A 25,150-nucleotide genomic window follows, 5' to 3' on the forward strand; every position below is an offset into this window, starting at 1 on the left:
GAAAGGCCCGACGACATGACGCACAAGTTCGTGATCGAGCAGAACAAGGCCGGCGAATATGTCGCCAAGTTCAAATACAACGCCGAAACGATCTTCTGGACCGAAGGCTATTCGAGCAAGGAAGCAGCTCGCAATGCGATCGCATCGGTGATCAAGAACGGTCCCGGCGCCTCGGTCGAAGAGGCCTGAGCCGCAACGTCGCCCCGGCGGAGGCCGGGGCCGTTGGGACTGAGGCGACGGCTCGCCGACACCGCAGCGGCCCCGGCCTTCGCCGGGGCGACGGTTATAATATCTCCCGCACTTTCTCCGGCGGGCGGCCGAGGACGACGCCTTTCGGCGTCTCCACCAGCGGGCGTTCGATCAGGATCGGTTCGGCGACCATCGCGTCGAGGATCGCATCGTCGTCCGCGTCCTTCAGCGGCTTGGCGGCGTCCTCGCCCTTGCGCATCCCCTCGCGCGGGGTGATCCCGGCCGCGGCGTAGAGCGCAGCGAGCGTCGCGCGCGTCGGCGGCGTCTTCAGGTATTCGATCACCTCGACCTCGACGCCCGGCGTTTCTTCGAGGATCGCCAGCGCCTGGCGCGATTTCGAGCAGCGCGGGTTGTGCCAGATCGTCGCCTTCATGCGCGCGCTTCCTCCAGAAAATCCACGTCGCGCCGCTCTGGTCCGAGCGCCGTCCAGATGACGATCACGATCACGGTGATCCCCGCGACGATCGCCAGCGCGAGCCCGTAATTGCCGCCATGATCGGCGGCAATCCCCGCCTGGAGGACAGCATTGCGCGACGCGATGAGGTTGCCGAGCTGATAGGCGAACCCGGGGAACATGCCGCGCACCGCGCCCGGCGACAGCTCGTTGAGATGAACGGGCACGATGCCCCAAGCGCCTTGCACGCAGACCTGGATCAGGAACGCGCCGAGACCGAGCATCAGCGGCGTCGAGGCGAAGGCCCAGAGCGGGATCACCGGCAACGCACACAGGCTGGCGATGATGATCGCGCGCTTCCGCCCGATCGTCTCCGACCAGATGCCGAAGCTGATCCCGCCGACGATCGCGCCCGCATTCATTACCATCGCCATCAGGCCGGCGGTCTGGGTGGAGAGCTTGTGCTGTTCCTTCAGGAACGTCGGGTAGAGATCCTGCGTGCCGTGACTGAGGAAGTTGAACGCCGTCATCAGCACGACGAGATAGGCCGCGATCTTCCAGTTCCGCGCCAGCTCCGCCAGCGGGTTGATCCGCGCCTTGGCCTTGCGCGCCTCGAACGCCGGGCTCTCGTCGACATGCATGCGGATCAGGAAGACGAGGATCGCGGGCAGCACGCCGACCAGGAACATGCCGCGCCAGCCGATATGGTCGAACAGCAGATAGAACACGAGGCTGGCGAGGAAGAAGCCCGACGGATAGCCGCCCTGCAACAACCCCGACACCGGCCCGCGCAGCTTGGGCGGGATGCTCTCCATGACGAGGCTCGCGCCGATGCCCCATTCGCCGCCCATCGCGAAGCCGAACAGCGCGCGGATGACGAACAGCGACGTCAGGCTCCACGCGAAAGCGGAGAGGACCGAGAAGCCCGAGAAGGCGAGGATGACGATCATCATCACCGGCCGCCGCCCGAACCTGTCCGCCAGAAGCCCGAAGAAAAACGCCCCGAACGGCCGCGCGGCGAGCGTGAAGAACGAGGCTTCGGCTGCGGCCTTCACGTCAGTGCCGAATTCCTTCGCGACGGCGGAGAACATGAACACCATCAGAAAGAAATCGAACGCATCGAGCGTCCAGCCGAGATAGCTCGCCCAGATCGAGCTGCGCTGCGACGGGGTGAGCGTCTTGAGTTCGGTGATGACGCTCATGCCTTGCCCCTCGATACGCCGGACAGTCTAGGGGTGGGGGCGGCGCGGTGACAAGCGCGTTCGGAAAGTCACACTAAGGTCACACTGATCGGCAGGTCTTCGGGCGGTCGTTGAAGTGACGGGCCGCGCCGTTTGTTCATCGCAATGTTACCATCGTCGCAGACTATGGTGATGTAGGACAGCCCCAACTCGTCACCCCGGCTCAAGGCCGGGGTGACGAGTAAGCGCGCTAGCCGTCCTGCTTCGCGAGCCATTCCTCCAGCCACTTGATCGTGTAGTTCCCTTCCTGGAAGTCGGGGTTCTCGATCAGTGCCTGATGGAGCGGGATGGTCGTCGTCGGGCCCTCGATCACGAACTCCTCCAGCGCGCGGCGCAGGCGGCGGATCGCGCCGGCGCGGGTGGTGCCGTAGACGATCAGCTTGGCGATCATGCTGTCGTAATAGGGCGGCACGCGGTAGCCCGCATACAGCCCGCTATCGACGCGCACGTTCATGCCGCCGGGGGCGTGGAACATCTTCACCAGGCCGGGCGACGGCGCGAAGGTGCGCGGATCCTCGGCATTGATGCGGCACTCGATCGCGTGGCCGCGGAACACGACGTCTTCCTGCCGCAGCGTGAGCGGATGGCCCTCGGCAATGCGGATCTGTTCGCGCACCAGATCGAGGCCGGTGATCGCCTCCGTGACGGGATGTTCGACCTGCAGGCGGGTGTTCATCTCGATGAAGTAGAACTCGCCGTTTTCCCACAGGAACTCGATCGTGCCCGCGCCGCGATAGCCCATGTCGGCCATCGCCTTGGCGCAGATGCCGCCGATGCGGTTGCGCTCCTCGGTCGACAGGACGGGCGAGGGGGCCTCCTCCAGCACCTTCTGGTGGCGGCGCTGCAGCGAGCAGTCGCGTTCGCCGAGGTGGATGGCGTTGCCGTTGCCGTCGCCGAAGATCTGAATTTCGATGTGACGCGGATTGCCGAGGTATTTTTCGAGGTAGACGGTGGCGTCGCCGAAGGCGGCCTTCGCCTCGCTGCCGGCCTGCGCCATCAGCGTTTCGAGCTGCTCCTCGGACGTGCAGACCTTCATGCCGCGCCCGCCGCCGCCGGATGCTGCCTTGATGATGACGGGGTAGCCTGCCTTCGCGGCGATCGCCTTGGCCTCCTCGAGGTCGCTGATCGCGCCGTCCGAGCCCGGAACGAGCGGCAGGCCGAGCGCGCCGGCGGTGCGCTTCGCCTCAATCTTGTCGCCCATCGTGCGGATATGTTCGGGCTTGGGGCCGACGAAGATCAACCCGTGCGCCTCGACGATCTCGGCGAACTTGGCGTTCTCCGAAAGGAAGCCGTAGCCGGGGTGGATCGCATCCGCGCCCGAGATTTCCGCCGCCGAGATGATGTTGGGGATGTTGAGATAGGAATCGGCGGCCGCCGGCGGGCCGATGCAGATCGCCTGATCGGCGAGGCGGACGTGCATCGCGTCGCTGTCGGCGGTCGAATGGACCGCCACCGTCTGGATGCCCATTTCATGGCACGCGCGGTGGATGCGCAGCGCGATCTCGCCGCGATTGGCGATGAGGAGTTTCTTGATTTCAGGCATTTTCGCTCACACCCGTTCGTGCTGAGCGCAGTCGAAGCACGTGCCCGGAACACGCCCTTCGACTTCGCTCAGGGCGAACGGAAAAAGGGAAGGCGTGGTTGCGATCATTCCACCACGACGAGCGGCTGGTCGAATTCGACCGGCTGGCCGTTCTCGACCAGCACCGCCTTCACGGTGCCCGCCGATGCCGCGAGGATCGGGTTCATCACCTTCATCGCCTCGACGATCAGCAGCGTCTGGCCCGCCGACACGCGGTCGCCGACCGACACGAACGGCTTCGCGCCGGGTTCGGCCGAGAGATAGGCCGTGCCGACCATCGGCGATTTGACGGCGTTGGCGTTGCTGACCACCGTCGGTGCCGCTTCCGCCACCGGGGCGGCTGCCGCGACGGGGGCAGGAGCCGCCGCATATTGCACCGGCGCGGCGTTGACGGCCGCGGCCTTGCGCGCGATGCGGATGCGGCGGTCGCCGTCCTCGACCTCGATCTCGGTGAGGCCCGTATCGTCGAGCATTTCGGCGAGCTGGCGGACCAGATCGACGTCGATCCGCATCGGATCGGTGGTATTCGTGTTATCGGTCATGCGACCCTGTTTTCCCTGCTATTTGGCGCGCGTCCTGTCAGAATCGCGCCGCCGCTTCAAGCGCCAGCGTGTAGGACAACGCGCCGAAGCCCGCGATGCTCCCCTTGGCGGCCATGCCGACGAAGCTCTTGTGGCGGAATTCCTCGCGCGTGTGCGGGTTGGAAAGATGCACTTCGATCACCGGCGTCTTGATCGATTTGATGGCGTCGTGCAGCGCGACCGAAGTGTGCGTGAAGGCCCCGGCGTTGAGGATCACCGCCTTCGCGCCCTCCGCCTGCGCCTCGTGCAGCCAGTCGACCAGATGCCCCTCGTGGTTCGATTGGCGCATGTCGATGGCGAGATCGAGATCGCGCGCACGGTCCTCGAGCTGCCCGGCGATGTCGTCGAGCGTGTCCGACCCGTAGATTTCCGGCTCGCGCGTGCCGAGCAGATTGAGGTTGGGGCCGTTGAGGACGTAGATCGTGTCGGTCATGCTGGCCTTTCGGTATGGCGCGCGGGTTTTAGCTCCTATATCCGATTTCACCATGCAGACCACCGACTCCACTCTCTCGATCCGCGTCAATGGCGAGCATCGCCGGGTGCGCGCCGGCATTAGCCTCGCCGATCTCGCCGCCGACCTCGGCCTCGCGCCTGAAAAGGTCGCGGTCGAGCGCAACCTCGTCGTCGTGCCGCGCTCGACGCTGGCGGGCGTGATGGTCGAGGATGGCGACGAGATCGAGATCGTCCATTTCGTCGGCGGCGGCGACCATGCCAAGCCGCCGGTCGCCGACACCTGGACGGTGGCGGGCCGGACGTTCCGCTCGCGGCTCATCGTCGGCACCGGCAAGTACAAGGATTTCGCGCAGAACGCCGCCGCGCTGGAAGCGTCGGGCGCGGAGATCGTCACCGTCGCGGTGCGGCGCGTCAACGTCAGCGACCCCAAGGCGCCGATGCTGACCGATTTCATCGACCCCAAGAAGGTGACGTACCTGCCCAACACCGCCGGCTGTTTCGATGCCGAAAGCGCGATCCGCACGCTGCGGCTGGCGCGCGAGGCGGGCGGCTGGGATCTGGTGAAGCTGGAGGTGCTGGGCGAGGCCAAGACGCTCTATCCCGACATGGTCGAGACGCTGCGTGCGACCGAGGTGCTGGCCAAGGAAGGCTTCCTGCCGATGGTCTATTGCGTGGACGATCCGATCGCGGCGAAGCGGCTGGAGGATGTCGGCGCGGTGGCGATCATGCCGCTGGGCGCACCCATCGGCTCGGGGTTGGGAATACAAAATCAAGTGACGATCCGCCTGATCGTCGAGGGCGCGGGCGTGCCGGTGCTGGTCGATGCGGGCGTCGGCACGGCGAGCGACGCGGCGGCGGCGATGGAGCTCGGCTGCGACGGCGTGCTGATGAACACCGCCATCGCCGAGGCCAAGGATCCGATCATGATGGCCGCCGCGATGAAGGCGGGGGTCGAGGCGGGGCGGCTCGCCTATCTGGCGGGGCGGATGGGCAAGCGGCGCTATGCCGATCCGAGCAGCCCGCTGGCGGGCCTGATCTGATGCGCGGGGCGGCGGCGCTGGCGCTGCTGGCGCTGGCCGCGTGCGATCCGCAGCCGCACACGGTCACGGTCGATCTCCCGGCCGGCGCTGTCGGCGACGCCATGAAGAATACGCTGTCGGAAGCGCTTGAATCGAAGTCGCACCTGCCGCTGACGATTAAGGCGCAACGCCCGGTCACGCTGACGGCGGCGGACGGGGTCAAGGTGTTCGCGACAGACTACCGCGCCGACCGGCCCAGGGCGGTGATCCTGCTGTTCCATCAGGCGGGATCGGGGAAGGGCGAATATGCCGACATCGGGCCGCGCCTCGCAAAGATGGGCTATGACGCGCTGGCGATCGACCAGCGGTCCGGCGGCGATCTCTACGGGCCGAACGCGACGGTGAAGGCGCTCGGCACGCGGGAGCCGCAGCCCGAGAGCGCGGCGTATCTCTCGGCCGAGCCCGATCTGCAGGCGGCAGTCGATTGGGCGAAGCGGCAGAAGCTGCCGATCATCGTATGGGGCAGCAGCTATTCGTCGTCGCTGGCGTTTCCGCTCGCCGCGCGGAACCCCGAGGTGAAGGCGGTGCTTGCCTTCTCTCCGGGCGAATATTTCGACGACAAGGCGCTGGTGGAGACGGCGGCGACGAAGCTGACCGTGCCGGTGTTCGTCACCTCGGCGAGCGACGCGCGGGAAGTCGCCGAGGCGGCAAAGATCGCTCATGCCGTGCCGGGCGGCCGCGCGACGCAGTTCATCCCCAAGGCGGGGGTGCATGGTTCCTCCACGCTCAACGCGTCGAAGAACCCGAAGGGGGCGGAGGACAGTTGGAGCGCGGTGACGGGATTTCTGCGCCGGGTCGCACCGTGAAATCCATGTCATGCGGGAACCGCAACGGCGTCCGCCCGTTCTTTTCGCAAGGGCGCGCGAAGCACCCGCAGGAGATTGAATCATGGGCGAACTCGTCGACAAGATCAAAGGCAACATCAACGAAGCCGTCGGCAAGGCGAAGCAGCAGTCCGACGATCCCGTGAAGCGCGAAGAAGGCGCCGATCAGGAGCTGAAGGGCAAGGGCGAACAGCTCAAGGGCAAGGTCAAGGGTCTGCTCGGCGACGATATCTGACCCAAATATAAGCCGTGAGAGCTTAGGAGAGCAGCCGCTCCGGGAAACCGGGGCGGCTAATTTTTTGCCGCGACCGGTAGAAAGACCGTCACCCCGGACTTGATCCGGGGCCCATGGCTGTACGAGCGCATTGCCGGTTTTGGCCGGGTGCGCGCCACACGATGGATCCCGGATCAAGTCCGGAATGACGATTTCCTTGGGTTAGCTTGCCGCAGAAACCTTATCGTCTACTCTAATCTTCAAACAGCTCACGGCCGTAAGGCAGATCGCCAAGACGCTCCAGATAGCAGGCGACATGGCAGGGCCAGGACTGATTGCCCTCGCCATTCGTGGCTATCGATAGCGTGCAGGGATCGAGTCCCGCTTCTTCGACAGGCTTCGAACAAAAACAACACTGGCCGTTCTTCATTCCGCCTCTTCCGCCAGCATTGCTCCGCTCGTGATGGCCCGCATTTCCGTCTTGAGGTGCAGCAGGCGCACGCCGGGCTCGGCCAGTGCGCGCTGGAGGGCGGGGGCGAAGTCTTCGGTGGTCTCCACCGTCTCCGCCCAGCAGCCATAAGCGCGGCCGAGTGCGGCGAAATCCGGGTTCTGCAGGCGCGTGCCGCTTACCCGGCCGGGATAGTCGCGCTCCTGGTGCATGCGGATCGTGCCGTAGCCGCTGTTGTCGATCACCAGCACCAGCATCTCCGCGCCGTGCGCGACCGCCGTCGCCAGTTCCTGCCCGTTCATCAGGAAGCAGCCGTCGCCCGCCAGCGCCACGACGGTGCGCTCGGGATGGCGCAGCGCGGCGGCGGTCGCGGCGGGGACGCCGTAGCCCATCGCGCCCGCCGTCGGCGCGAGCTGCGTGCCCGGCCCGGCATAGCGCCAGTAGCGATGCCACCAGCCGCTGTAATTGCCGGCACCGTTGCAGATGATCGTATCGGGCGGCAGCAGGTCGCGCATGTCCATCACGCAGGGGCCGAGATCGAGATCGAGCGCGGGGCGCGGGGCGGGGGTCGACCAAGCGCGGTATTCGGCATGCGCCTCCGCGCCGTGGGGGTGGAGCGGGCCTTCCGCCAGCACCAGCGCCTCGGCGAACTCCGCCATCGTCGCGCAGATCGGCAGATCGGTGCGATAGGTCATGCCGAGCTCGTTCGCATCGGGGTGAACGTGGACGAGGCGCTGGCCGGGATGCTCGGGGGTGATCAGCGTATAGCCGTCGGTGGTCGCCTCGCCGAGCCGGGGGCCCGCGACGATCAGCAGGTCGGCATCCTTCACGCGCTGGACGAGCTTCGGATTGGGGCCGTAGCCGAGATTGCCGGCGTAGACCGGGCAATCGTTGGCGATGGCATCCTGCCGGCGGAAGGCGGCGGCGACCGGCAGGCCGACGCGCGCGGCCCAGTCGGCGAAAGTGACCGACGCATTCACGTCCCACCCCGCGCCGCCGACGATCGCGAGCGGGCGCTCGGCGGTGACGAGCAGGTCGCAGAGGTGGTCGATGCTCGCCTCGTCGCAGGCCTGCGGAGTCTTTTCGACGCGCGGGCGGTCGACCGCTTCGACCACGTCCTTCAGCATATCCTCCGGCAGCGCGAGCACGACCGGACCCGGCCGCCCGTTCATCGCGACAGCATAGGCGCGCGCGACATATTCTGGGATGCGCGCGGCGTCGTCGATGCGCGCGGCCCATTTGGCGATGGGCGCGAACATCGCCTCGAAATTGATCTCCTGGAACGCCTCGCGGTCGCGCGTGCCCCGGTCGACGTCGCCGATGAAGAGGATCATCGGCTGCGAATCCTGCCGCGCGACATGGACGCCGATGCTGGCGTTGGTCGCGCCCGGCCCGCGCGTGACGAAGGCGATGCCCGGCCGCCCGGTCAGCGCGCCGTCCGCGCACGCCATGAAGCCGACGCCGCCCTCCTGCCGGCACACGACGAGATCGATCGCGGGCGTGTCGTAGAGCGCGTCGAGCACGGCGAGGAAGCTCTCCCCCGGCACGGTGAAGATCCGGTCGCAGCCTTGCGCGAGGAGTTGATCGGCCAGGATACGGCCGCCGGTGCGGGGAGTCGGATCGGTCATATGCCAACCTTAAACCGTTCGCCCCGAGCTTGTCGAAGGGCTGTCTTTCTTGGCACGAAGAAAGGGCAGGGCTTCGACCGGCTCAGCCCGAACGGGAAGGGTAAAATTGTCGGAATTGCTTACACTCGGTGCCCGCGAAAATTTGCGTTAACCACCATGAGGCGCGGAAATGCGCGGGTGCGGGAAACTGGCACGCGGGCTGCAACAGTGAAGATATGCCGAGCGTTCGCGCTTCAGCAGGGCGGGCCGATCAGCAGCACTGGCGCGATCGGCCCGCCCGCACCCGGCCCTTTCAAATTCCCCGGATAAACAAAACCCGTTCGTGCTGAGCGAAGTCGAAGCACGTGTTCACAGGCGGTGTCGCCTCGATCACGTCCTTCGACTTCGCTCAGGACGAACGGGAAGAGGGGGCGACCAAAGTCACCCGGCGCATTACTCCGCCTTGACCAGGCCGTTGTCGACCAGGAGCTGTTCCAGCTCGCCGCTCTCGTACATTTCCATCATGATGTCGGAGCCACCGACGAATTCGCCCTTCACGTAGAGCTGCGGAATGGTCGGCCAGTCGGAGAAGGCCTTGATGCCCTGACGCACGGCCTGATCCTGCAGCACGTCGACGCTGCCGAATTCGACGTTGAGGTGATTGAGGATCGACACCGCGCGGCTGGAGAAGCCGCATTGCGGGAACAGCGGGCTGCCCTTCATGAACAGCAGCACGTCGTTGGCGGCGACCATTTCGGCAAGGCGGGCGTTGGTATCGTCGGTCATACTCGGTCCTTTACTCAGGGATCGCGGTGGTGAGCTGGAGCGCGTGGAGTACGCCGCCCATCCGCTCGCCGAGCGCGGCATAGACCGCGCGCTGCTGCTTGAGGCGGGGCAGACCCCGGAAAGTCTCCGATGTCACGCGCGCGGCCCAATGATCACCGTCGCCGGCGAGATCGGTCATCTCGACGCGCGCGTCAGGGATCGCCGCGACGATCAGCGCCTCGATCTCGTGGCCCGCCATCGGCATGGTTATTCGCTGCCCATCAACTGGCGGCGCGCCTCGACCGTCTGGTCGGCGATCGCGTGACGGATCTTGCTCTCGTCGGTATCGACGCCGGCGGCGGTCAGGTCGCCGAGCAGCTTGCGCACCACGTCATCGTCGCCGGCTTCCTCGAAATCGGCATGGACGATGGCGGTCGCATAAGCGTCGGCCTCTTCCTTCGTCAGCTTCATCAGATCGGCCGCCCAGTGGCCGAGCAGCTTGTTGCGGCGCGCGGTAATGCGGAACGCCATCTCTTCGTCGCGCGCGAATTTGGTTTCGAATGCGCGTTCGCGATCGTCGAAGGTCGTCATGTCGGCTCCCAGCTGTCTTGCGTCTTCGCTAGCAGATAGGGCGGGGCACGGGTTTAGGGAAGGGGGTGCATCCCCCCTCCGTTCGCCCTGAGCTTGTCGAAGGGCTGTCCTGCTTGGCCCGAGAAAGGGCAGGGCTTCGACAGGCTCAGCCCGAACGGATTTGAGTCAGGCCGCGCGCTTGGCCAGCCAGGGCCGCTCGCCCGCGACCTTCGCCTCATAGCCCGAAATCGCCGCGTCGCGCGCCAGCGTCAGGCCGATCTCGTCGAGGCCCTCCATCAGGCACTGGCGGCGGAACGGATCGAGGTCGAACCCGAAGCGATCCTGGAAGGGCGTGGTGACCGTCATCGTCTCGAGATCGACGGTGACGGGATCGGTCTTGGCCACCTCGATCAGCCGGTCGATCGCGTCCTGCGGCAGGACGACGGTGACGATGCCGTTCTTGAAGGCATTGCCCGAGAAGATGTCGGAAAAGCTCGGCGCGATGACGGCGGTGATGCCCAGATCGGCGAGCGCCCAGGCGGCATGTTCGCGGCTCGACCCGCAGCCGAAATTGTCGCCCGCGATCAGGACGGGCGAACCGGCGTAGCGCGGATCGTCGAAGATGTTGCCGGGCTCGGCGCGCACCGTCTCGAATGCGCCCTTGCCGAGCCCCTCGCGCGTGACGGTCTTGAGCCAGTGCGCGGGGATGATGACATCGGTGTCGACGTTCTTCGCGCCCCACGGATAGGCGCGGCCGGAGACCTGCTTGACGGGCTGCATCAGCGCGGCGTCGGTGTTCCCGCGCCGGGCGTCGGGCGGGCGGTGGCGGCATAGGCGGCGATGCCGCTGAGAACGGTGCCCATGATCAACAGAACGAGTACGCGCTTCATCGTGTTTCCCCCGAAACGAACTGGCGGACGTCACTCAGGCGGCCGTTGATCGCGGCCGCGGCCGCCATCGCCGGAGAAACCAGATGCGTCCGCGCACCCGGCCCCTGCCGCCCTACGAAATTTCTGTTGGAAGTGGAAGCACATCGTTCCCCGGCGGGCACCTTGTCGGGGTTCATCGCCAGGCACATCGAGCAGCCGGGCTCGCGCCATTCGAACCCTGCGTCCACGAAGATGCGGTCGAGCCCTTCCGCCTCGGCCTGCCGCTTGACGAGGCCCGAGCCCGGCACGACCAGCGCGCGCACGCCCTGCGCGACATGGCGGCCGTCGGCGATGACGGCGGCGGCGCGCAGATCCTCGATGCGGCTGTTGGTGCAACTGCCGATGAAGACGTGCTGCACGGTGACGTCGGTCATCGCCGTGCCGGGCGTCAGGCCCATGTAATCGAGCGATTTCCGCGCGGCGGCGCGCTTCGAGGCGTCGGCGAAGCTCTCCGGGTCGGGCACGACGCCGGTGATCGGCACGACATCCTCGGGGGACGTGCCCCAGGTGAGCGACGGCACGATCTCGGTCGCGTCGATCAGCACGGTACGGTCGTAGGTGGCACCGGCGTCGCTCGCGAGGCCGCGCCACCACGCGACGGCGGCATCCCACTCCGCGCCGGTCGGCGACATGGGACGGCCCTTCAGATACGCGAACGTCACATCGTCGGGCGCGATCAGGCCGGCGCGCGCGCCGCCTTCGATCGACATATTCGAGACGGTCAGCCGCCCCTCGATCGACATCTCGCGGATCGTCGAGCCGGTATATTCGATGACATAGCCTGTGCCGCCCGCCGCGCCGATCCTGCCGATGACGTGGAGGATCACGTCCTTGGGCGTCACGCCGGGGCCGAGCGGGCCCTCGATGCGGATCTCCATCGACTTCGACGGCGCGAGCTGCAGCGTCTGCGTCGCCAGCACATGCTCGACCTCGGACGTGCCGATGCCGAACGCGAGCGCCCCGAGCGCGCCGTGCGCGGCGGTATGGCTGTCGCCGCAGACGAGTGTGGTGCCGGGCAGGGTAAAGCCCTGTTCGGGGCCGACGACATGGACGATGCCCTGTTCGGCGGCGAGCGCATCGATATAGGGCACGCCGAATTCGGCGACGTTCGCGCGCAGCGTTGCGAGCTGCGTCGCGCTTTCCCTGTCGGCGATCGGCAGTTCGTTGCCCTGTGCATCGACGCGCGGGGTGGTCGGCAGATTATGGTCGGGCACCGCCAGCGTCAGGTCGGTGCGGCGCACCGCGCGGCCGTTGGCGCGCAGCCCCGCGAAGGCCTGCGGGCTCGTCACTTCATGGACGAGGTGGCGGTCGATGTAGATCAGGCAGGTGCCGTCGTCGCGCTTCTCGACGACGTGCGCGTTCCAGATCTTTTCGTAGAGGGTCTGCGGATTGGCCATTGCCCGCGCGCTCTTAACCAAAGTGAGCCGCCCTGCAACCTCAGTATTCTTTCGGAGAGGTATAGCTGGCGTCGTGCGCGACCGGCAGCGGCGCGCCCTCGCGCATCGCCGCCAGCACTTCCGCGAAGCCGGTGCGGCAACGGAACCCGAGGACGCGCTCGGCATGGGAGGCGTCGTAGATGCGATCGATCGACGCGGGCAGCCGCCAGCCGCGCGCGGCGTAGAGCGCGGCCGCATCGGGGAAGTACCGCGCGATCACCGCCGGCGCGTTGCTCTTGAGCGCGGCGACGTCTTCCCGCGCGAACGGTGTGGGGGCGGAAAGGATGAAGGTGCCGAAGCCCGTCTCGGGCGCCTTTTCCAGCGCCACCACATGCGCCTCGGCGGCGTCCTCCACCGTCAGGCGGCGGTGGAGCAGTTCGTTGGCCTTCATGTTCTCGCCACCGAGCGTCAGGTGCGTGTCGTCGTCCTCGGGAAAGAAGCGGCCGGTGCGCAGGATCAGGACGGGCAGGCCGTGTTCGGCATGGATCAGGCGGCAGAGCTGTTCGGCGGCGAGCTTGGTGACGCCGTAGACGTTGCGCGGCTCGAGCGGGGCGAGGCTCTCGTCGATCCACACCGCCGCGTCGCCCTTCGCCTCGCGGATGGCGCTGGAGATCATCAGCGAGGTGGTGGAGGTGAAGAGGAATCGGCTCGCCTTGTGCGCGACGGCGGCCTCAAGCAGGTTGAGCGTGCCCGTCACGTTGACGTCGACGAAGGCCTGGCGCGGGTAGCGGACGATATCGGGCTTGTGCAGCGCCGCGCCGTGGATCACCGCCTCGATGCCGTGGTCGGCGAACACGCGGTCGACCAGCGCGCGGTCCGCGACCGAACCGACTACCTGCGTATCGATGCCCGGCGCGACGTCGAGCCCGGTGACGTCATGGCCGTCGGCGCGGAGGCGAAGCGAGAGATAGCGGCCGAGCCAGCCCGACGATCCGGTGAGTAATATCCGCATTGGCCTAAACCCTGATCCTCAAACCACCGTTAGTGCCGAATCGCACTCAAGCCACTGCAACCAGCCTTACATGATCCCCAGCGAAGGCTGGGGTCCAGTTACGGGCCGGTCGCGACTGGACCCCAGCCTTCGCTGGGGATCAGGTTTCGCTTTATTGGTCCAGATGCTCGTGCAGAAACGCGCTCGCGTCCGCCAGCACCGGGCCCTTGCCGCGAAACGGCACCGACAGCGCCATCACGACCTGCTCGTGGCTGAGCCCCGGATAGTCGCGAAACGCGACCTTCGCGCCGAGGGCCTTCAGCCGCTTCGTCAGGTTGATCGCGTTCTTCGGCTCGACCTCGGTATCGCCCGTGGAGGTGACGAGCAGCATCGGCGGCGCATCGGCGCGCGCATAAGTGATCGGTTGCGTGGAGGGCTTGTCGGCGGTGCCCTCGAACGCCGCGATCGCGCGCGGTGAGGTCCAGGGGTAGAAATCGTACGGGCCCGACAGGCCGACCACCGCCTTCACGTCATCCGCCACGCCGTAGCGGCGGTCGAGCGCCAGCAGCGCGGCGATGTGCGAGCCCGCCGAATGGCCCGCGAGCGCGATCCGCTCCGGGTCGCCGCCGTATTCGGCGACATGCGCGCGGGTCCAGGCCACGGCCTCGGCGCCGTCCTGCACGAAGGCGGGGAAGCGCACGTCGGGCACCTTGCGATAATCGGGCACGACCACGACGAATCCCTGCCTGGCGAAGGCGCGCGCCGCGAAGCCATATGCCTCGCGCGATCCCATCGCCCAGCCGCCGCCGTAGAAGAACACGACGACGGGCCGCTTCTGCACCGGGCCGGCGGGGCGCCACACGTCGAGGCTCTGTCCATGCGTTCCGAAGGGCAGGGCGGTGCCCGGCCGCGCCGCGCCGCGGCCGCCGCCCATCACGGCGTCGAGGAAGGTGAGCTGCCCCGGCGGCGACAGGCGCATCATCACGAAGCCGATGACGGCGGCGACCGCGAGCAGGACGAGGAGCAGCCCGATCGCGATCCCCTTGAGGATCACGAAACGTAGGCGGCGGTGGTCTTCGCGGCGATCTCTTCGGCGGTGATGCCAGGGGCCAGTTCGACCAGCTTGAACGGCGATGCGTGATCGGGGCGCTGGAACACGCAGAGATCGGTGATGATCATGTCGACCACGTTCTTGCCGGTCAGCGGCAGCGTGCAGGACGGGATGAACTTCGGGTCGCCGTTCTTGCTGGTATGCTCCATCACCACGATGATCTTCTTGACGCCCGCGACGAGATCCATCGCGCCGCCCATGCCCTTGATCATCTTGCCGGGGATCATCCAGTTGGCGATGTCGCCATTCTCGGCGACTTCCATCGCGCCCAGCACGGTGAGGTCGATATGCCCGCCGCGGATCATCGCGAAACTGTCGGCGCTTGAAAAATAGGCGCTTTGCGGCAGCTCGCTGATCGTCTGCTTGCCGGCGTTGATGAGATCGGCATCCTCATCGCCCGCGAACGGGAAAGGGCCGATGCCGAGCATGCCGTTCTCCGACTGCAGCGTCACCTCGACGCCGTCGGGGATATGGTTCGCCACCAGCGTCGGGATGCCGATGCCGAGGTTGACGTAGAAACCGTCCTGCAGCTCGCGTGCGGCGCGCGCGGCCATTTCGTCACGGGTCCAGCTCATCGCGTCACTCCTGAATTACTTGTCGCTCGGCGGGGTGTCGGCGGGCAGGTAGCCGCCCGGTGACACCGCACCCGGATCGGTCCAGCGTTTGTCGGCTGGGAACACCTCGTCGACCGTGCCCCTGGCCCCCGCGCCGTAGACCGGGTTGGGCAGCAGGAACCAGCCCTGGCCCCACAGCTCCGCGATCTGCGGCGAGATGGCGAGCGCGCGGCGCTGCGCCAGCGTCTGGCCGGGCGCGTCGAACAGGTCGCTGAAATCGCCGAGCTGGTCGCCGACCATCGCGATGACGCAATATTTCTCGGAAATGGCGGCGCGGCGCGCGTCCTTGCCGCTCGGCCCGTCGCGCAGCCACAGCGTATCGCCCAGCACGGCCGGCCCGAGCCCGGCATGGTCGAGCGCCTCGACCGTGGCCTGCGCCTGCGCGGTCGAGCGGTTCGAGTTGAACACCACCGTGATGCCGAGCTTGCGCGCCTCGGTGATCGCGGCGAGCGCGCCGGGCACGGCCGCGACGGCATTGGCGCCGGTCGCCTCCCAGCGTTCCCAACGTGCGGGATCGTAAGGCCCGGTGTGCTGAGATTCGTCCGCCTCGAAGCCGAGGTTGAGCAGGCTCGTCTCGTCGATGTCGAGGACGACCGCGTGCTTCTTCTTGCCGCACGTGCCGAAGGTCGGCGCGGCGAGCGTCGCCTGCGCGGTCAGCGTGACGGAGCCGAGCACGTCCTCGGTCACGCGGTCGCCGCTCATCTGGCTGGTGAAGCGCAGATAGCGAACCAGCGCCGAATAGGATTGCGTGCTGAGCGCCGCCGCCTCGCCCGATCCGTAGAGATATTGCATCGACGACGGGACCGCCGGCGGCGGGGGCGGGGCGACCGGCTCGGGCAGGGCCGATACGGTGCCGACCGCCTTCACCTTGCCGGGCTTGGGTGGCTTGGGGGCTTTCGGCTTCTTCGCGACCTCAGGCGCTTCGGGCGCGTCGTCCTTCTTGTCGAAGATCTGCTTGCCGCCGATGGTGCCCGCGGCGATCGCGGGAATGACGATCGCGACGCAGCCGTTGGTGAGCATCGCCGCGCTGCACAGCACGCATGTCAGCACACGCATCACGCCGTGGCCCGTTCGCGCACGGTGCGGAATTCGATCTTCTTGTCGTAGGGGCTGCCGACGATCATGCGCTTCACGTAGATGCCGGGGAGGTGGATGCTGTCGGGGTCGAGCGACCCGACCGGCACCACTTCCTCGACCTCGGCGATGCACATGCTGCTCGCGGTCGCCATCGGCTGGTTGAAGTTGCGCGCTGTCTTGCGGAAGATGAGGTTGCCGCTCTCGTCGGCCTTCCAGCCCTTGATGATCGAGATGTCGGCGCGGATGCCGCGCTCGAGGATATATTCCTCTCCGTCGAACACCTTGACCTCCTTGCCCTCCGCCACCTGCGTGCCGACGCCGGTCTTGGTGTAGAAGCCGGGGATGCCGGCACCACCCGCGCGGCAGCGCTCGGCGAGGGTGCCCTGCGGACAGAACTCGACCTCGAGCTCGCCCGAGAGATACTGCCGCTCGAACTCCTTGTTCTCGCCGACGTAAGACGAGATCATCTTCTTGACCTGGCGCGTGCGCAGCAGCTTGCCGAGGCCCTCGCCGTCGATGCCGGCGTTGTTGCTGGCGATGGTCAGATCCTTCGTGCCCGCGTCGCGGATCGCGTCGATCAGCCGCTCCGGGATGCCGCACAGCCCGAACCCGCCCGCGCAGATCATCATCCCGTCTCGGAGCAGCCCGTCGAGCGCTGCGGCGGCATTCGGGTAGAGCTTCTGCATGGGGCGTCCTCCGGGCTAGTCCGGCGGATACGGGGAGGGTGGTGGAATGGTCAACCCCGGCTGCCGCCTTCCGTCATCCCGGATCGGCTGCCGGGCGCGGAACGCGGGGGTCGTTCCCGCGCCTTCATTCATTCACCGTTCAGGGGATTGACTACAGACGTAATCGAGAAGATTACAAACGTAGTCATTACGGGAGCGAGTCGTGGCCGAACGCATCAGTGACGCAGAGCATACGGTGATGGAGGTGCTGTGGGACGAAGCCCCGCTCACCGCGCAAGACGTGTCCGAACGGATCGGCACCGAGCGCGACTGGTCGGCCAATACCGTCAAGACCCTGCTTGGCCGCTTGCTCGCCAAGAACGTCATCGCGCATGAGGCCGACGGGCGGCGCTACCTCTACCGCCCGCTCGTCGCGCGCGAGGATTATGTCGCGGGGGAATCGCGGCGGCTGATGGACCGGCTGTTCGGCGGCAAGCTCACCCCGCTGGTCGCGCATCTTGCGGAGCGCGACGAGATCACCAAGCAGGACATTGCCGAGATCGAGGCGCTGCTGAAGGGGTTGAAGTCGTGATCGCCGGCTTCACGGGCTGGGCGATCGAGGCGCTGCTCGCCTCCGCCGCGCTGATGCTGCTGGTGCTGGCGATCCGCCGCCCGGTGCGCAAGATGTTCGGGCCCGACGTGGCCTATGCCCTGTGGGCGCTGCCGGTGCTGCGGCTGTGCCTGCCGCCGCTGCCGCAGGAATGGCGGCAGGCCGCGATCACGCCGGTCACGCCGATCGCCAAGGCGGCGAGCGAGCAGTTCACGGTGCTGTTCGTCGATGCCGCCCCTGCCGCCGCGACAGCGCACACCGCCGCCGCTGCTGCTGCCGAACCGCTGCTGTCCTGGGCGATGATCGCGCCCGCCGCCGCGTTCCTGTGGTTCGCGGGCGCACTCTATTTCATCATCTGGCACACGCTTGCGCACAATCGCTTCTGCAAAAGCCTGCTCGCCGATGCCGCGACGATCGACGCCAGCGCCGGCATCCGCGTGATCGAGAGCGATGTCGCCAAGGGGCCGCTCGCCTTCGGGGTGCTGCGCCGCTACGTCGCCTTCCCGCGCGATTTCGGCGCGCTGTACGAGGCGCAGGAGCGCGACCTCGCGCTGGCGCATGAGCTTGGGCATCATGCGCGCGGCGATCTGGTCGCCAACTGGGTCGCGCTGGTGGTGCTCGCGCTGCACTGGTTCAATCCGGTCGCCTGGTATGCCTTCCGCGCCTTCCGCGCCGATCAGGAGGTGGCGAACGACGCCCGCGTGCTCGCCGGGCGGCCCGCCATCACCCGCCACACCTATGCCTGCGCGATCCTGAAGGCCGCGCACGGCGGGCAGGTGTCCGCCGCCTGCCACCTGCACACCATCGACGACCTCAAAGGGAGACTGAGGATGCTCACCACCAACCGCGTCTCGCGCGTCCGGCTGTTCGGCGGCGCGAGCCTCGCCACACTGCTCGGCGTCTCGGCGCTGGCGCTCACCGCTTCGGGTACGCAGGCCGCAGAACATATGCGCATCAGCGTGAAGAAGGTCACTGGCGTCGATATCGCCAGGCTCGATCCGGTCGCGCCGATCGCCGCCGCCGTGGCGCCGACGCCGGTGACGCCCGTCACGCCGATCGTGCCGGGTTCGGTCGAGGCGCCCGCCGCGCCGCTCGCCCCCGTCGCTCCGCAGGCGCAGCCCGCACCCGCCGCCGTCCCCGCGCCGCCGGCACCGCCCGTCCCGCCCGCACCCGACGACGAGGCACTCGCAACCTCGGATCATACCGAGGCCACCGACGGCCGGATCACGCGCCGCCACTACGTTCGCGTCGGCAAGGACGGCAGGGTCGTCACCAGCGACAGCTTCCCCGACATGCCCGAGATCGCGTCCATGAACTGCACCGGAGACGGTGGGCGGCGGCAGATGGTGATCCATCAGAACGAGGGCGATCACCGCAAGATCATCATCTGCACCAACCGTATCCAGAAGATGGCGGCGCACGCGGCGGAGATGGCGGCGAACGCGCCGGATATCGAACGCCGCGCCTATGCCTCGGCACTCGACAGCCTGCGCGCGGCGCGTGCCCGCATGGCGGAGGATGCCTCCCTGGCGGGGCAGGCGCGCGCCGAGGCGCTCGGCGCAATGGACCAGTCGATCGCCGAACTGCAGCAGGATCTCGCCCGCGCGAAGTGAGGGAGGAGGGCGCGCGCTCTTGCGTTCGGCGCGCACCCCCGCCACATCGACCGGCATGAGCGAACAACAGACCGGTATTCCGCAACAGGTCGATCCGCTGGTCGTGCGGGTGCTGGCGCCCAATCCGTCGCCCTTCACCTATACCGGCACGCAGACGCACCTGATCGGCACGACCGATCTCGCCGTGATCGATCCGGGCCCCGACACGCCCGAACATATCGACGCGATCGTCGCGGCGGCGGCGGGGCGGCCGATTTCCGCCATCGTCATCACCCATACCCACCGCGATCACAGCCCCGGCTCGCGCCCGCTGGCGGAGCGGACCGGCGCGCCGATCGTCGGCTGCGCGCCGCTCGTCCTCAGCGATACCGGCCCGCGGCTGGAGGCGGGCTTCGACGTGGATTACGTACCCGATCGCATCCTCGCCGACGGCGAGTCCGTCAGCGGGGAGGGCTGGACGCTGACGGCGGTGCATACGCCGGGCCACACGTCCAACCACCTCTGCTTCGCGCTGCCGGAGGCGGGCGCGCTGTTCACCGGCGATCATGTGATGGGCTGGTCGACCAGCGTCGTCGCGCCGCCGGACGGCGACATGGCCGACTATATGGCGAGCCTGGAGCGGCTGATGGCGCGCGACGACCGCGTCTATTATCCCGCGCACGGCGATCCGGTCGAAAGCCCTCGCCGGCTGGTGCGCGGCATGATGGGCCACCGCAAGCAGCGCGAGGGGCAGATCCTGCGCCTGTTGCGCGAGGAGGCGCGCACCATCCCGGCGCTGGTCGAGCGCATGTATGCGGGGCTGGACGAGCGGCTGTTCCCCGCCGCCGGGCGATCGGTGCTGGCGCACCTCGTCGATCTGCGCAATCGCGGCATCGTCGCGGAAACGGGCGATGTCTGGTCCTATGCCTGAACCGGCCGGAAGGCCGCCGGCGTGGCTGTGGCCTGCGGTCGCCGTTCTGATCGCGCTGGGGTTGCTGACCGGGATCGGCCTCGCGGCCTATGTCGTCTACCGCCACTACACCGTCGACTACACCGTCACGCGCGAGGAGGACGGCGTCGCCATCTCGAAAGTGGTCGACGCCCGGCTCGACAGCGCGGTCGATCTGCGCGTCAGCAAGCTGACCGGCACCGTGCAGGCGACCTCCGCCGATGCCGGGTGGGGCGGGATGCTGGCGTCGGGGCTGGTGTTCAAGGCGCCGTTCGAGGCGGATTATTTCGTCGATCTGTCGAAGCTCGATCGCGGCGATTTCTTCTGGGACGCAAAGACGCGCACGCTGATCGTCAACCCGCCCGACGTCCGCGTCGATAGCGTCAACGTCGATGAGGGCCGCGCGACGCTCGACCAGACCACCGGCCTGCTGGTGACGCGCGGCGCGATGACGCGCCTGCGCCAGCGCGCCTCGACGCACGCCACGCAGGCGGCGCGCAGCGCGGCGGCGACGCCCAGCAACATCGCCCGCGCGCGCGACAATGCCCGCGTCGCGATCGCCGATCTCTACCAGCGCCCGTTGCGCGCCGCCGGGCTCGACGCGACAGTGCGTGTGCGGTTCAAGGGCGAGGCGGTCCGCAACGACGAACAATGGGACCGCAGCAAATCGATCGCCGAGATCCTCGCCGCGAGCCGCTAGACGCGCCCAAGCAATGACGAACTTTTCCTATCGCGACTCGGATTGTGGTCTATAATCCGGCAACGAACAGGGGGAGTTGATGTAATGGCGAGCCAAGTACCAGGCAGCGGCACGAACGGCATGGTCGATCGGATCAAGCGTCTGCTTTTGCAGCCCAAAGTCGAATGGCCTGCGATCGATGTCGAGCCGATGACGGTCAAGTCGATCTTCACCGGCTGGGTGCTTCCGCTCGCCGCCATCGGGCCGGTCGCGTTGCTGATCGGCGGGCAGGTGTTCGGGATCGGTGCGCTCGGCTTCTCCTATCGTCCGCCGCTCGTCGGCGCGATCGTCACCGCAGTGCTTGGTTACGCGCTGAGCGTGCTTGGCGTCTTCGTGCTGTCGCTGGTCATCGATGCGCTCGCACCCAGCTTCAACGGCCAGAAGAACCCGGTGCAGGCGACCAAGGTCGCGGCCTTCGCCGCCACCGCCAGCTATCTCGGCGGCGTCTTCGGGATCATCCCGATGCTCGCGATCCTCGGGATTCTGGCGGCGCTCTACAGCCTGTATCTGTTCTGGGTCGGCCTGCCGCTGCTGATGAAGGTGCCGGCAGACAAGGCGGTCGGCTATGTCGTCGTGACGATCATTGCGGCGATCGTCGTCAATTTCGTCGTCGGCCTGCTGGTCGGCCTCATCGCCGCGCCGCTGATGATGGCCTCGGCGCTCGCCTCGACATCCACCAGCGGCGGCAGCATCACTGTCCCCGGCGTCGGTACGATCGACACCGCCAAGATGGAAGCCGCCACGCAGAAACTGCAGGCCACCGCGCAGCAGATGGAGGCCGCGAACAAGGGCGGCGCGGCCGTTCCGGCGGTCTCGCCCGATGCGCTGCAGTCGATGCTGCCCGCCTCGGTCGCGGGCTTCACGCGCACGACGGTTTCCAGCCAGGGCGGCAGCGCCGCCGGCATCGGCGGCAGCAATGCCGAGGGCGAATACACGCTGGGCGACAAGTCGTTCAAGCTGAGCGTCACCGACGCCAATGCGATGGGTGCGCTCGCCACGCTCGGCGGCGCGCTCAACGTCCAGTCGAGCAAGACCACCGCCACGGGCTATGAAAAGACCCAGATGGTCGGCGGCCGCATGGTTTCCGAGGAATGGGACAACAGCGACAGCCACGGCAAGTTCACGACGATGGTCGGCAGCCGCTTCATCGTCGCCGCCGAAGGCTCCGCGCCCAACATCGACACGCTCAAGCAGGCGGTCGCCACGATCGACATGGCGCGGCTCGAAGGCATGGCGAAATAAGCACCCGAAACAAAAGCGACACGAGCGCGGCATAAGCGGCGGCGGCGGGCACCGCCGCCCGCACGCTATCGGCTGGGGGGACGCGCATGATCGGCAGGCAGGGAACCGCCGCGTGTCTCGCGGCGCTCGTCTACGCGACGCCCGCCTGGGCCTCGGGCGTCGAGCATGTCGTCGACGATTCGGCGGTCGAGACGCCGGGCACCTGCCATGTCGAGAACTGGGCCACGCTGTATCGCGGCGGTGCGGGCGTCGCCGTCACCGGCCCGGCCTGCACGCGCGCGCGCTGGCCGAACCTCGAAATCGGCGGCTACGCCAGCCACGGCTGGGATGGCCGTATGCAGGAGACGCAGATCGCCCTGTCGCCGAAATGGAACGTGCGCGACGAGAAGCGCGGGCTCGGCATCGCGCTGCACGCGACCGCCGCGCTCGATGCCGGTCGCGGGCGGCTGGCGGCGGCTTCGCTGGTCGCGCCCTTCACCATCCCCGCCGGACGGCTGCGCTTCAACGTCAATATCGGCGCGGATTGGACGCGGAGCGCCGGCTATCAGGCGTTTGCGGGCGCGCAGGTCGAGACGACCCTGTGCAATACGCTGACCGCGATGGCCGAGGTCTTCGCGCACGACAGCGGCCCGGCGGGACAGCAGGTCGGCCTGCGCTGGACTCCGGGCGGCGGACGCATGGATGTCGATGTCGCTTACGGCCGATATCTCGACGGCGTCGCGCCGCACGGCGTATCGCTCGGGCTTACCGTGCGGCGATAGCGTGTTCCCGGCTGACAAAGCCCGCGCGCATCCCTATCTGCCGCTGTCGAGGGAGATTGTTCGAGATGACCGTCCAGACGCAGGATCTGAAAGGCCTGGATCTTCGCGCCGAGATCGACCGGCTGCGCAAGGAACGCAACGCGGTCATCCTCGCGCATTATTACCAGAAGCCCGAGATCCAGGATCTCGCCGATTTCGTCGGCGACAGCCTCGATCTTTCCAAAAAGGCGGCGGCGACGGATGCCGACGTCATCGCCTTTTGCGGCGTGCGCTTCATGGCGGAGACGGCGAAGATCCTGTCGCCGCAGAAGATCGTCGTGCTGCCAGACATGGACGCCGGCTGCAGCCTCGAGGATTCGTGCCCGCCCGAGCAGTTCGCGGCGTTCCGCGCGGCGCACCCCGATCACGTCGCGCTGACTTATATCAACTGCTCGACCGAGGTGAAGGCGCTCAGCGACGTCATCGTCACCTCGTCCTCGGCGGAGAAGATCCTCGCGCAGATCCCCAAGGAGCAGAAGATCATCTTCGGCCCCGACAAGAACCTCGGCGGCTATCTCGCACGGAAAACGGGGCGCGACCTGCTGCTGTGGCCGGGCGTGTGCATCGTCCATGAGGCGTTCAGCGAAACCGAGCTGTTGAAGCTCCAGCTCCAGCATCCCGGCGCGCCGATCGCCGCGCACCCGGAATGTCCGCCCTATATCCTCGACCATGCCGATTATGTCGGCTCGACCAGCGGCATCCTCGCCTTCGCGAACGAGCTGCCCGGCGACACGCTGATCGTCGCGACCGAGCCGCACATCATCCACCAGATGGAAAAGGCCGCGCCGCTCAAGAACTTCATCGGGGCACCGGGTGCGGACGGCAATTGTAACTGCAACATCTGCCCGTACATGGCGCTCAACACGCTGGAGAAACTCTACCTCGCGCTGCGCGACCTCACCCCGCGCGTGGAGATAGAGGAGGGGCTGCGGCTACGCGCCAAGAAGAGCCTAGACCGGATGCTGGAAATGGCGAGCGGCACGGTCGGCCTGGGCGATCTGGGGCCGATGAAGGCGATCGGCGGCGATCCCCAAAAGGGGGATTGAGCCCGCCAGCGGAGAGACGGTTTGGCGAAAGCTAAATCGCACTCCGCAAGGCCGGCCGGCGCGGGCGAAGCCCGCGTCCGACGACATGGGCTTCACCCATGTCGGCCCCTCATTTCGCGTCGAGAAACCCCTTCACCATCGCGACCGTCGCAGCGGGCTGTTCTTCCATCAGCCAATGCCCCGAATCCGGGATCACGCCTTCGGTCACGTTCGACGCGGCGGAGCGCATGACCGCCGCCATCGTCGGCCCGAACGACTTCGCGCCGCCGATCGCCAACACCGGCATCGTCAGCTTGTGGCCGCCCGCCAGCCAGGCGCGATTGTCGACCGCATCCTGATCGAACGCCGCGAACTGCGCGAAGCCCGAATGCATCGCACCGGGGAGAGCATAGAGTTTCGCGTAATGCTGGCGCGACGCCTCGTCGAAACGCTTGGGATCGGCGGAGAACTCGTTCCAGAAGCGATCGAGATAGATGCGCTCGCGCCCCGCGACGAGCCGTTCCATATCGGGCCCGCCGAAGCGGAAGTGCCACAGCAGCGGGTTCTTGAGGATCTCCTCCCACGGCCCGACGCCCGGCACCGGCGCGTCGAGCAGCGCGAATTTCGTCACCCGATCGGGCTGTTGCGTCGCCAGCGCGAAGCCGACCATGTTGCCGATATCGTGCGTGACGAGCGCGTAGCGATCGACATGCAACGTCGCGAGGATACCCGCGATGTCGCGGCCCTGCGTCACCTTGTCATACCCGGTGGCCGGATGATCCGAGAGGCCCATGCCCCGCAGATCGGGCACGATAACCGTGTGTTCGCGCATCAAGGCGGCTGCAAGCGGCGCCCACATATCGCCGGTCTCGCCATAGCCGTGCAGCAGCACGACCGCGGGCCCCTGACCGCCGACGCGCACGAACAGCTTCGTCCCGTTGGTCTCCACGGTCTGCGTCTTGAACGCCGCCGGGAAGGGCAGCACTTCGGCACGTGCCGGGGATGCGAGCGTCAACGCCGCCGCCACTGCAACGGTAAGCGCGGTAAAGTGTCGCATGATCAGGGGCTTCCGATAGCCGGGGACTCGGCCGATGTGCGGAGCATGGCACGGATTCGTTACGTCTGCGATCCCATTCGCCTCAGAACGGGGGTTTGCCGAATTGCAGCGGGGATGTGCCGGGCGTAGCGTCTCGCAAGCCGACTCACCGGCACGGAGAAGCTAGGGATGTTCCGCACCAAATTCGTCGTCGCCGCTGCCGCGCTCGCGGTCCTCGCCGGTTCGGCGCCCGCGATCGCCGCGCCCTGCAAGGACGCGAAGGGCAAGTTCATCAAATGCCCGCCCGCCGCGCCGAAGCCGGCCGCGCGCTGCAAGCTGAACGGCAAATTCGCCAAGTGCGGCACGCCCGGTGCGAAGCCGGTCTGA

30 protein-coding genes are annotated in these 25,150 nt (G+C 67.4%); 12 read left to right on the plus strand and 18 right to left on the minus strand.

Annotated elements, in window-relative coordinates:
- The first annotated feature begins 15 nt into the window (after nt 1–15).
- Entirely contained in the window at nt 16–189 is a 174-nt protein-coding gene (locus Q5H94_RS01640; protein WP_304559397.1) for a YegP family protein, read from the plus strand.
- 94 nt (nt 190–283) lie between these two features.
- Here the strand turns inward: Q5H94_RS01640 and arsC are convergent, their stop codons facing one another.
- The 5 genes from arsC to aroQ form a co-directional block, all read right to left on the minus strand.
- Nucleotides 284–622, minus strand: coding sequence for an arsenate reductase (glutaredoxin) (gene arsC, locus Q5H94_RS01645; protein ID WP_304559398.1), 339 nt, complete (start codon nt 620–622; stop codon nt 284–286).
- A complete protein-coding gene (locus Q5H94_RS01650; RefSeq protein WP_304559400.1) occupies nt 619–1,845 on the minus strand; it encodes an MFS transporter in 1,227 nt (408 codons plus the stop codon). Before Q5H94_RS01650 ends, arsC begins: the two co-directional genes overlap by 4 nt.
- Nucleotides 1,846–2,074: 229 nt before the next feature.
- On the minus strand, nt 2,075–3,427 hold the full coding sequence (accC, locus tag Q5H94_RS01655; RefSeq protein WP_304559402.1) for an acetyl-CoA carboxylase biotin carboxylase subunit: 1,353 nt from the start codon (nt 3,425–3,427) through the stop codon (nt 2,075–2,077).
- Nucleotides 3,428–3,531: 104 nt separating this feature from the next.
- Nucleotides 3,532–4,008: an acetyl-CoA carboxylase biotin carboxyl carrier protein gene (accB, locus tag Q5H94_RS01660; protein WP_304559404.1), complete on the minus strand. Its 477-nt coding sequence runs from the start codon at nt 4,006–4,008 to the stop codon at nt 3,532–3,534.
- Between the two features lie 37 nt (nt 4,009–4,045).
- A complete protein-coding gene (aroQ, locus tag Q5H94_RS01665) occupies nt 4,046–4,480 on the minus strand; it encodes a type II 3-dehydroquinate dehydratase (RefSeq protein WP_304559406.1) in 435 nt (144 codons plus the stop codon).
- Between the two features lie 52 nt (nt 4,481–4,532).
- On the opposite strand from aroQ, the gene thiS reads away from it, so the two are divergent.
- From thiS to Q5H94_RS01680, 3 genes are all read left to right on the plus strand, one after another.
- Nucleotides 4,533–5,540: a sulfur carrier protein ThiS gene (gene thiS / locus Q5H94_RS01670; protein ID WP_304559407.1), complete on the plus strand. Its 1,008-nt coding sequence runs from the start codon at nt 4,533–4,535 to the stop codon at nt 5,538–5,540.
- On the plus strand, nt 5,540–6,385 hold the full coding sequence (locus Q5H94_RS01675) for a dienelactone hydrolase family protein (RefSeq protein ID WP_304559409.1): 846 nt from the start codon (nt 5,540–5,542) through the stop codon (nt 6,383–6,385). Before thiS ends, Q5H94_RS01675 begins: the two co-directional genes overlap by 1 nt.
- Nucleotides 6,386–6,467: 82 nt before the next feature.
- The gene (locus Q5H94_RS01680) at nt 6,468–6,638 is read left to right on the plus strand and encodes a CsbD family protein (RefSeq protein WP_304559410.1); all 171 of its coding nucleotides are present in this window, start codon (nt 6,468–6,470) and stop codon (nt 6,636–6,638) included.
- A gap of 232 nt (nt 6,639–6,870) precedes the next feature.
- Here the strand turns inward: Q5H94_RS01680 and Q5H94_RS01685 are convergent, their stop codons facing one another.
- The 12 genes from Q5H94_RS01685 to Q5H94_RS01740 all read right to left on the minus strand — a co-directional run bounded on the left by Q5H94_RS01685 (nt 6,871) and on the right by Q5H94_RS01740 (nt 16,791).
- Nucleotides 6,871–7,047, minus strand: a complete 177-nt coding sequence (locus Q5H94_RS01685; RefSeq protein WP_304559412.1) for a hypothetical protein — start codon at nt 7,045–7,047, stop codon at nt 6,871–6,873.
- On the minus strand, nt 7,044–8,693 hold the full coding sequence (locus Q5H94_RS01690) for a thiamine pyrophosphate-binding protein (protein WP_304559413.1): 1,650 nt from the start codon (nt 8,691–8,693) through the stop codon (nt 7,044–7,046). The genes Q5H94_RS01685 and Q5H94_RS01690 overlap by 4 nt, the downstream gene beginning before the upstream one ends.
- Nucleotides 8,694–9,125: 432 nt before the next feature.
- Nucleotides 9,126–9,458: a Grx4 family monothiol glutaredoxin gene (gene grxD / locus Q5H94_RS01695; protein ID WP_304559414.1), complete on the minus strand. Its 333-nt coding sequence runs from the start codon at nt 9,456–9,458 to the stop codon at nt 9,126–9,128.
- 10 nt (nt 9,459–9,468) lie between these two features.
- Entirely contained in the window at nt 9,469–9,702 is a 234-nt protein-coding gene (locus tag Q5H94_RS01700) for a BolA/IbaG family iron-sulfur metabolism protein (protein ID WP_304559415.1), read from the minus strand.
- Between the two features lie 2 nt (nt 9,703–9,704).
- Nucleotides 9,705–10,028, minus strand: coding sequence for a DUF1476 domain-containing protein (locus Q5H94_RS01705; RefSeq protein WP_304559416.1), 324 nt, complete (start codon nt 10,026–10,028; stop codon nt 9,705–9,707).
- A 165-nt stretch (nt 10,029–10,193) separates the two neighbouring features.
- The gene (leuD, locus tag Q5H94_RS01710) at nt 10,194–10,787 is read right to left on the minus strand and encodes a 3-isopropylmalate dehydratase small subunit (RefSeq protein ID WP_304559418.1); all 594 of its coding nucleotides are present in this window, start codon (nt 10,785–10,787) and stop codon (nt 10,194–10,196) included.
- 106 nt (nt 10,788–10,893) lie between these two features.
- On the minus strand, nt 10,894–12,333 hold the full coding sequence (gene leuC / locus Q5H94_RS01715; RefSeq protein WP_304559420.1) for a 3-isopropylmalate dehydratase large subunit: 1,440 nt from the start codon (nt 12,331–12,333) through the stop codon (nt 10,894–10,896).
- 40 nt (nt 12,334–12,373) lie between these two features.
- On the minus strand, nt 12,374–13,324 hold the full coding sequence (locus tag Q5H94_RS01720) for an NAD-dependent epimerase/dehydratase family protein (RefSeq protein WP_304559422.1): 951 nt from the start codon (nt 13,322–13,324) through the stop codon (nt 12,374–12,376).
- A gap of 151 nt (nt 13,325–13,475) precedes the next feature.
- Nucleotides 13,476–14,354, minus strand: a complete 879-nt coding sequence (locus tag Q5H94_RS01725; RefSeq protein ID WP_304559744.1) for an alpha/beta hydrolase — start codon at nt 14,352–14,354, stop codon at nt 13,476–13,478.
- Nucleotides 14,354–14,989 carry a CoA transferase subunit B gene (locus Q5H94_RS01730; protein WP_304559424.1) on the minus strand — a complete coding sequence of 212 codons (636 nt, stop codon included), beginning with the start codon at nt 14,987–14,989 and terminating at the stop codon, nt 14,354–14,356. Before Q5H94_RS01730 ends, Q5H94_RS01725 begins: the two co-directional genes overlap by 1 nt.
- A 15-nt stretch (nt 14,990–15,004) precedes the next feature.
- Nucleotides 15,005–16,084, minus strand: coding sequence for a 5'-nucleotidase, lipoprotein e(P4) family (locus Q5H94_RS01735; protein WP_304559425.1), 1,080 nt, complete (start codon nt 16,082–16,084; stop codon nt 15,005–15,007).
- A complete protein-coding gene (locus tag Q5H94_RS01740) occupies nt 16,084–16,791 on the minus strand; it encodes a CoA transferase subunit A (RefSeq protein ID WP_304559426.1) in 708 nt (235 codons plus the stop codon). Before Q5H94_RS01740 ends, Q5H94_RS01735 begins: the two co-directional genes overlap by 1 nt.
- Nucleotides 16,792–16,993: 202 nt before the next feature.
- Between Q5H94_RS01740 and Q5H94_RS01745 the strand changes: the two genes are divergently transcribed.
- The 7 genes from Q5H94_RS01745 (at nt 16,994) to nadA (ending at nt 23,748) form a co-directional block, all read left to right on the plus strand.
- Entirely contained in the window at nt 16,994–17,362 is a 369-nt protein-coding gene (locus tag Q5H94_RS01745; RefSeq protein WP_304559427.1) for a BlaI/MecI/CopY family transcriptional regulator, read from the plus strand.
- Nucleotides 17,359–18,993, plus strand: coding sequence for a M56 family metallopeptidase (locus tag Q5H94_RS01750; protein ID WP_304559429.1), 1,635 nt, complete (start codon nt 17,359–17,361; stop codon nt 18,991–18,993). The genes Q5H94_RS01745 and Q5H94_RS01750 overlap by 4 nt, the downstream gene beginning before the upstream one ends.
- Before the next feature lie 55 nt (nt 18,994–19,048).
- Nucleotides 19,049–19,903 (plus strand): MBL fold metallo-hydrolase, encoded by an 855-nt coding sequence (locus Q5H94_RS01755; RefSeq protein ID WP_304559745.1) that lies wholly within the window; start codon nt 19,049–19,051, stop codon nt 19,901–19,903.
- Nucleotides 19,896–20,621: a DUF4230 domain-containing protein gene (locus Q5H94_RS01760; RefSeq protein ID WP_304559432.1), complete on the plus strand. Its 726-nt coding sequence runs from the start codon at nt 19,896–19,898 to the stop codon at nt 20,619–20,621. Before Q5H94_RS01755 ends, Q5H94_RS01760 begins: the two co-directional genes overlap by 8 nt.
- Nucleotides 20,622–20,705: 84 nt before the next feature.
- Entirely contained in the window at nt 20,706–21,902 is a 1,197-nt protein-coding gene (locus tag Q5H94_RS01765) for a Yip1 family protein (RefSeq protein WP_304559433.1), read from the plus strand.
- Nucleotides 21,903–21,988: 86 nt separating this feature from the next.
- Entirely contained in the window at nt 21,989–22,663 is a 675-nt protein-coding gene (locus tag Q5H94_RS01770) for a hypothetical protein (protein ID WP_304559434.1), read from the plus strand.
- A 65-nt stretch (nt 22,664–22,728) separates the two neighbouring features.
- Entirely contained in the window at nt 22,729–23,748 is a 1,020-nt protein-coding gene (gene nadA / locus Q5H94_RS01775; protein ID WP_304559435.1) for a quinolinate synthase NadA, read from the plus strand.
- A gap of 109 nt (nt 23,749–23,857) precedes the next feature.
- Here nadA and Q5H94_RS01780 read toward each other — a convergent pair whose 3' ends face one another.
- On the minus strand, nt 23,858–24,784 hold the full coding sequence (locus tag Q5H94_RS01780; protein ID WP_304559436.1) for an alpha/beta fold hydrolase: 927 nt from the start codon (nt 24,782–24,784) through the stop codon (nt 23,858–23,860).
- A gap of 168 nt (nt 24,785–24,952) precedes the next feature.
- Here Q5H94_RS01780 and Q5H94_RS01785 point away from each other — a divergent pair, with 168 nt between their 5' ends.
- Entirely contained in the window at nt 24,953–25,150 is a 198-nt protein-coding gene (locus Q5H94_RS01785) for a hypothetical protein (RefSeq protein ID WP_304559437.1), read from the plus strand.

It is taken from the genome of Sphingomonas immobilis (assembly GCF_030580995.1).
Lineage (GTDB): Bacteria > Pseudomonadota > Alphaproteobacteria > Sphingomonadales > Sphingomonadaceae > Sphingomonas > Sphingomonas immobilis.

Coding starts and splice junctions, on each gene's coding strand:
- Q5H94_RS01690 (WP_304559413.1), bottom strand. CDS start 8,693: ATGACCGATCCGACTCCCCGCACCGGCGGCCGTATCCTGGCCGATCAA.
- Q5H94_RS01700 (WP_304559415.1), bottom strand. CDS start 9,702: ATGCCGATGGCGGGCCACGAGATCGAGGCGCTGATCGTCGCGGCGATC.
- Q5H94_RS01760 (WP_304559432.1), top strand. CDS start 19,896: ATGCCTGAACCGGCCGGAAGGCCGCCGGCGTGGCTGTGGCCTGCGGTC.
- Q5H94_RS01780 (WP_304559436.1), bottom strand. CDS start 24,784: ATGCGACACTTTACCGCGCTTACCGTTGCAGTGGCGGCGGCGTTGACG.
- Q5H94_RS01675 (WP_304559409.1), top strand. CDS start 5,540: ATGCGCGGGGCGGCGGCGCTGGCGCTGCTGGCGCTGGCCGCGTGCGAT.
- Q5H94_RS01785 (WP_304559437.1), top strand. CDS start 24,953: ATGTTCCGCACCAAATTCGTCGTCGCCGCTGCCGCGCTCGCGGTCCTC.
- leuD (WP_304559418.1), bottom strand. CDS start 10,787: ATGCAGCCCGTCAAGCAGGTCTCCGGCCGCGCCTATCCGTGGGGCGCG.
- grxD (WP_304559414.1), bottom strand. CDS start 9,458: ATGACCGACGATACCAACGCCCGCCTTGCCGAAATGGTCGCCGCCAAC.
- Q5H94_RS01685 (WP_304559412.1), bottom strand. CDS start 7,047: ATGAAGAACGGCCAGTGTTGTTTTTGTTCGAAGCCTGTCGAAGAAGCG.
- Q5H94_RS01680 (WP_304559410.1), top strand. CDS start 6,468: ATGGGCGAACTCGTCGACAAGATCAAAGGCAACATCAACGAAGCCGTC.
- Q5H94_RS01650 (WP_304559400.1), bottom strand. CDS start 1,845: ATGAGCGTCATCACCGAACTCAAGACGCTCACCCCGTCGCAGCGCAGC.
- accB (WP_304559404.1), bottom strand. CDS start 4,008: ATGACCGATAACACGAATACCACCGATCCGATGCGGATCGACGTCGAT.
- Q5H94_RS01755 (WP_304559745.1), top strand. CDS start 19,049: ATGAGCGAACAACAGACCGGTATTCCGCAACAGGTCGATCCGCTGGTC.
- thiS (WP_304559407.1), top strand. CDS start 4,533: ATGCAGACCACCGACTCCACTCTCTCGATCCGCGTCAATGGCGAGCAT.
- Q5H94_RS01705 (WP_304559416.1), bottom strand. CDS start 10,028: ATGACGACCTTCGACGATCGCGAACGCGCATTCGAAACCAAATTCGCG.
- Q5H94_RS01735 (WP_304559425.1), bottom strand. CDS start 16,084: ATGCGTGTGCTGACATGCGTGCTGTGCAGCGCGGCGATGCTCACCAAC.
- Q5H94_RS01730 (WP_304559424.1), bottom strand. CDS start 14,989: ATGAGCTGGACCCGTGACGAAATGGCCGCGCGCGCCGCACGCGAGCTG.
- arsC (WP_304559398.1), bottom strand. CDS start 622: ATGAAGGCGACGATCTGGCACAACCCGCGCTGCTCGAAATCGCGCCAG.
- Q5H94_RS01720 (WP_304559422.1), bottom strand. CDS start 13,324: ATGCGGATATTACTCACCGGATCGTCGGGCTGGCTCGGCCGCTATCTC.
- nadA (WP_304559435.1), top strand. CDS start 22,729: ATGACCGTCCAGACGCAGGATCTGAAAGGCCTGGATCTTCGCGCCGAG.
- Q5H94_RS01640 (WP_304559397.1), top strand. CDS start 16: ATGACGCACAAGTTCGTGATCGAGCAGAACAAGGCCGGCGAATATGTC.
- accC (WP_304559402.1), bottom strand. CDS start 3,427: ATGCCTGAAATCAAGAAACTCCTCATCGCCAATCGCGGCGAGATCGCG.
- Q5H94_RS01740 (WP_304559426.1), bottom strand. CDS start 16,791: ATGCAGAAGCTCTACCCGAATGCCGCCGCAGCGCTCGACGGGCTGCTC.
- Q5H94_RS01765 (WP_304559433.1), top strand. CDS start 20,706: ATGGCGAGCCAAGTACCAGGCAGCGGCACGAACGGCATGGTCGATCGG.
- leuC (WP_304559420.1), bottom strand. CDS start 12,333: ATGGCCAATCCGCAGACCCTCTACGAAAAGATCTGGAACGCGCACGTC.
- aroQ (WP_304559406.1), bottom strand. CDS start 4,480: ATGACCGACACGATCTACGTCCTCAACGGCCCCAACCTCAATCTGCTC.
- Q5H94_RS01770 (WP_304559434.1), top strand. CDS start 21,989: ATGATCGGCAGGCAGGGAACCGCCGCGTGTCTCGCGGCGCTCGTCTAC.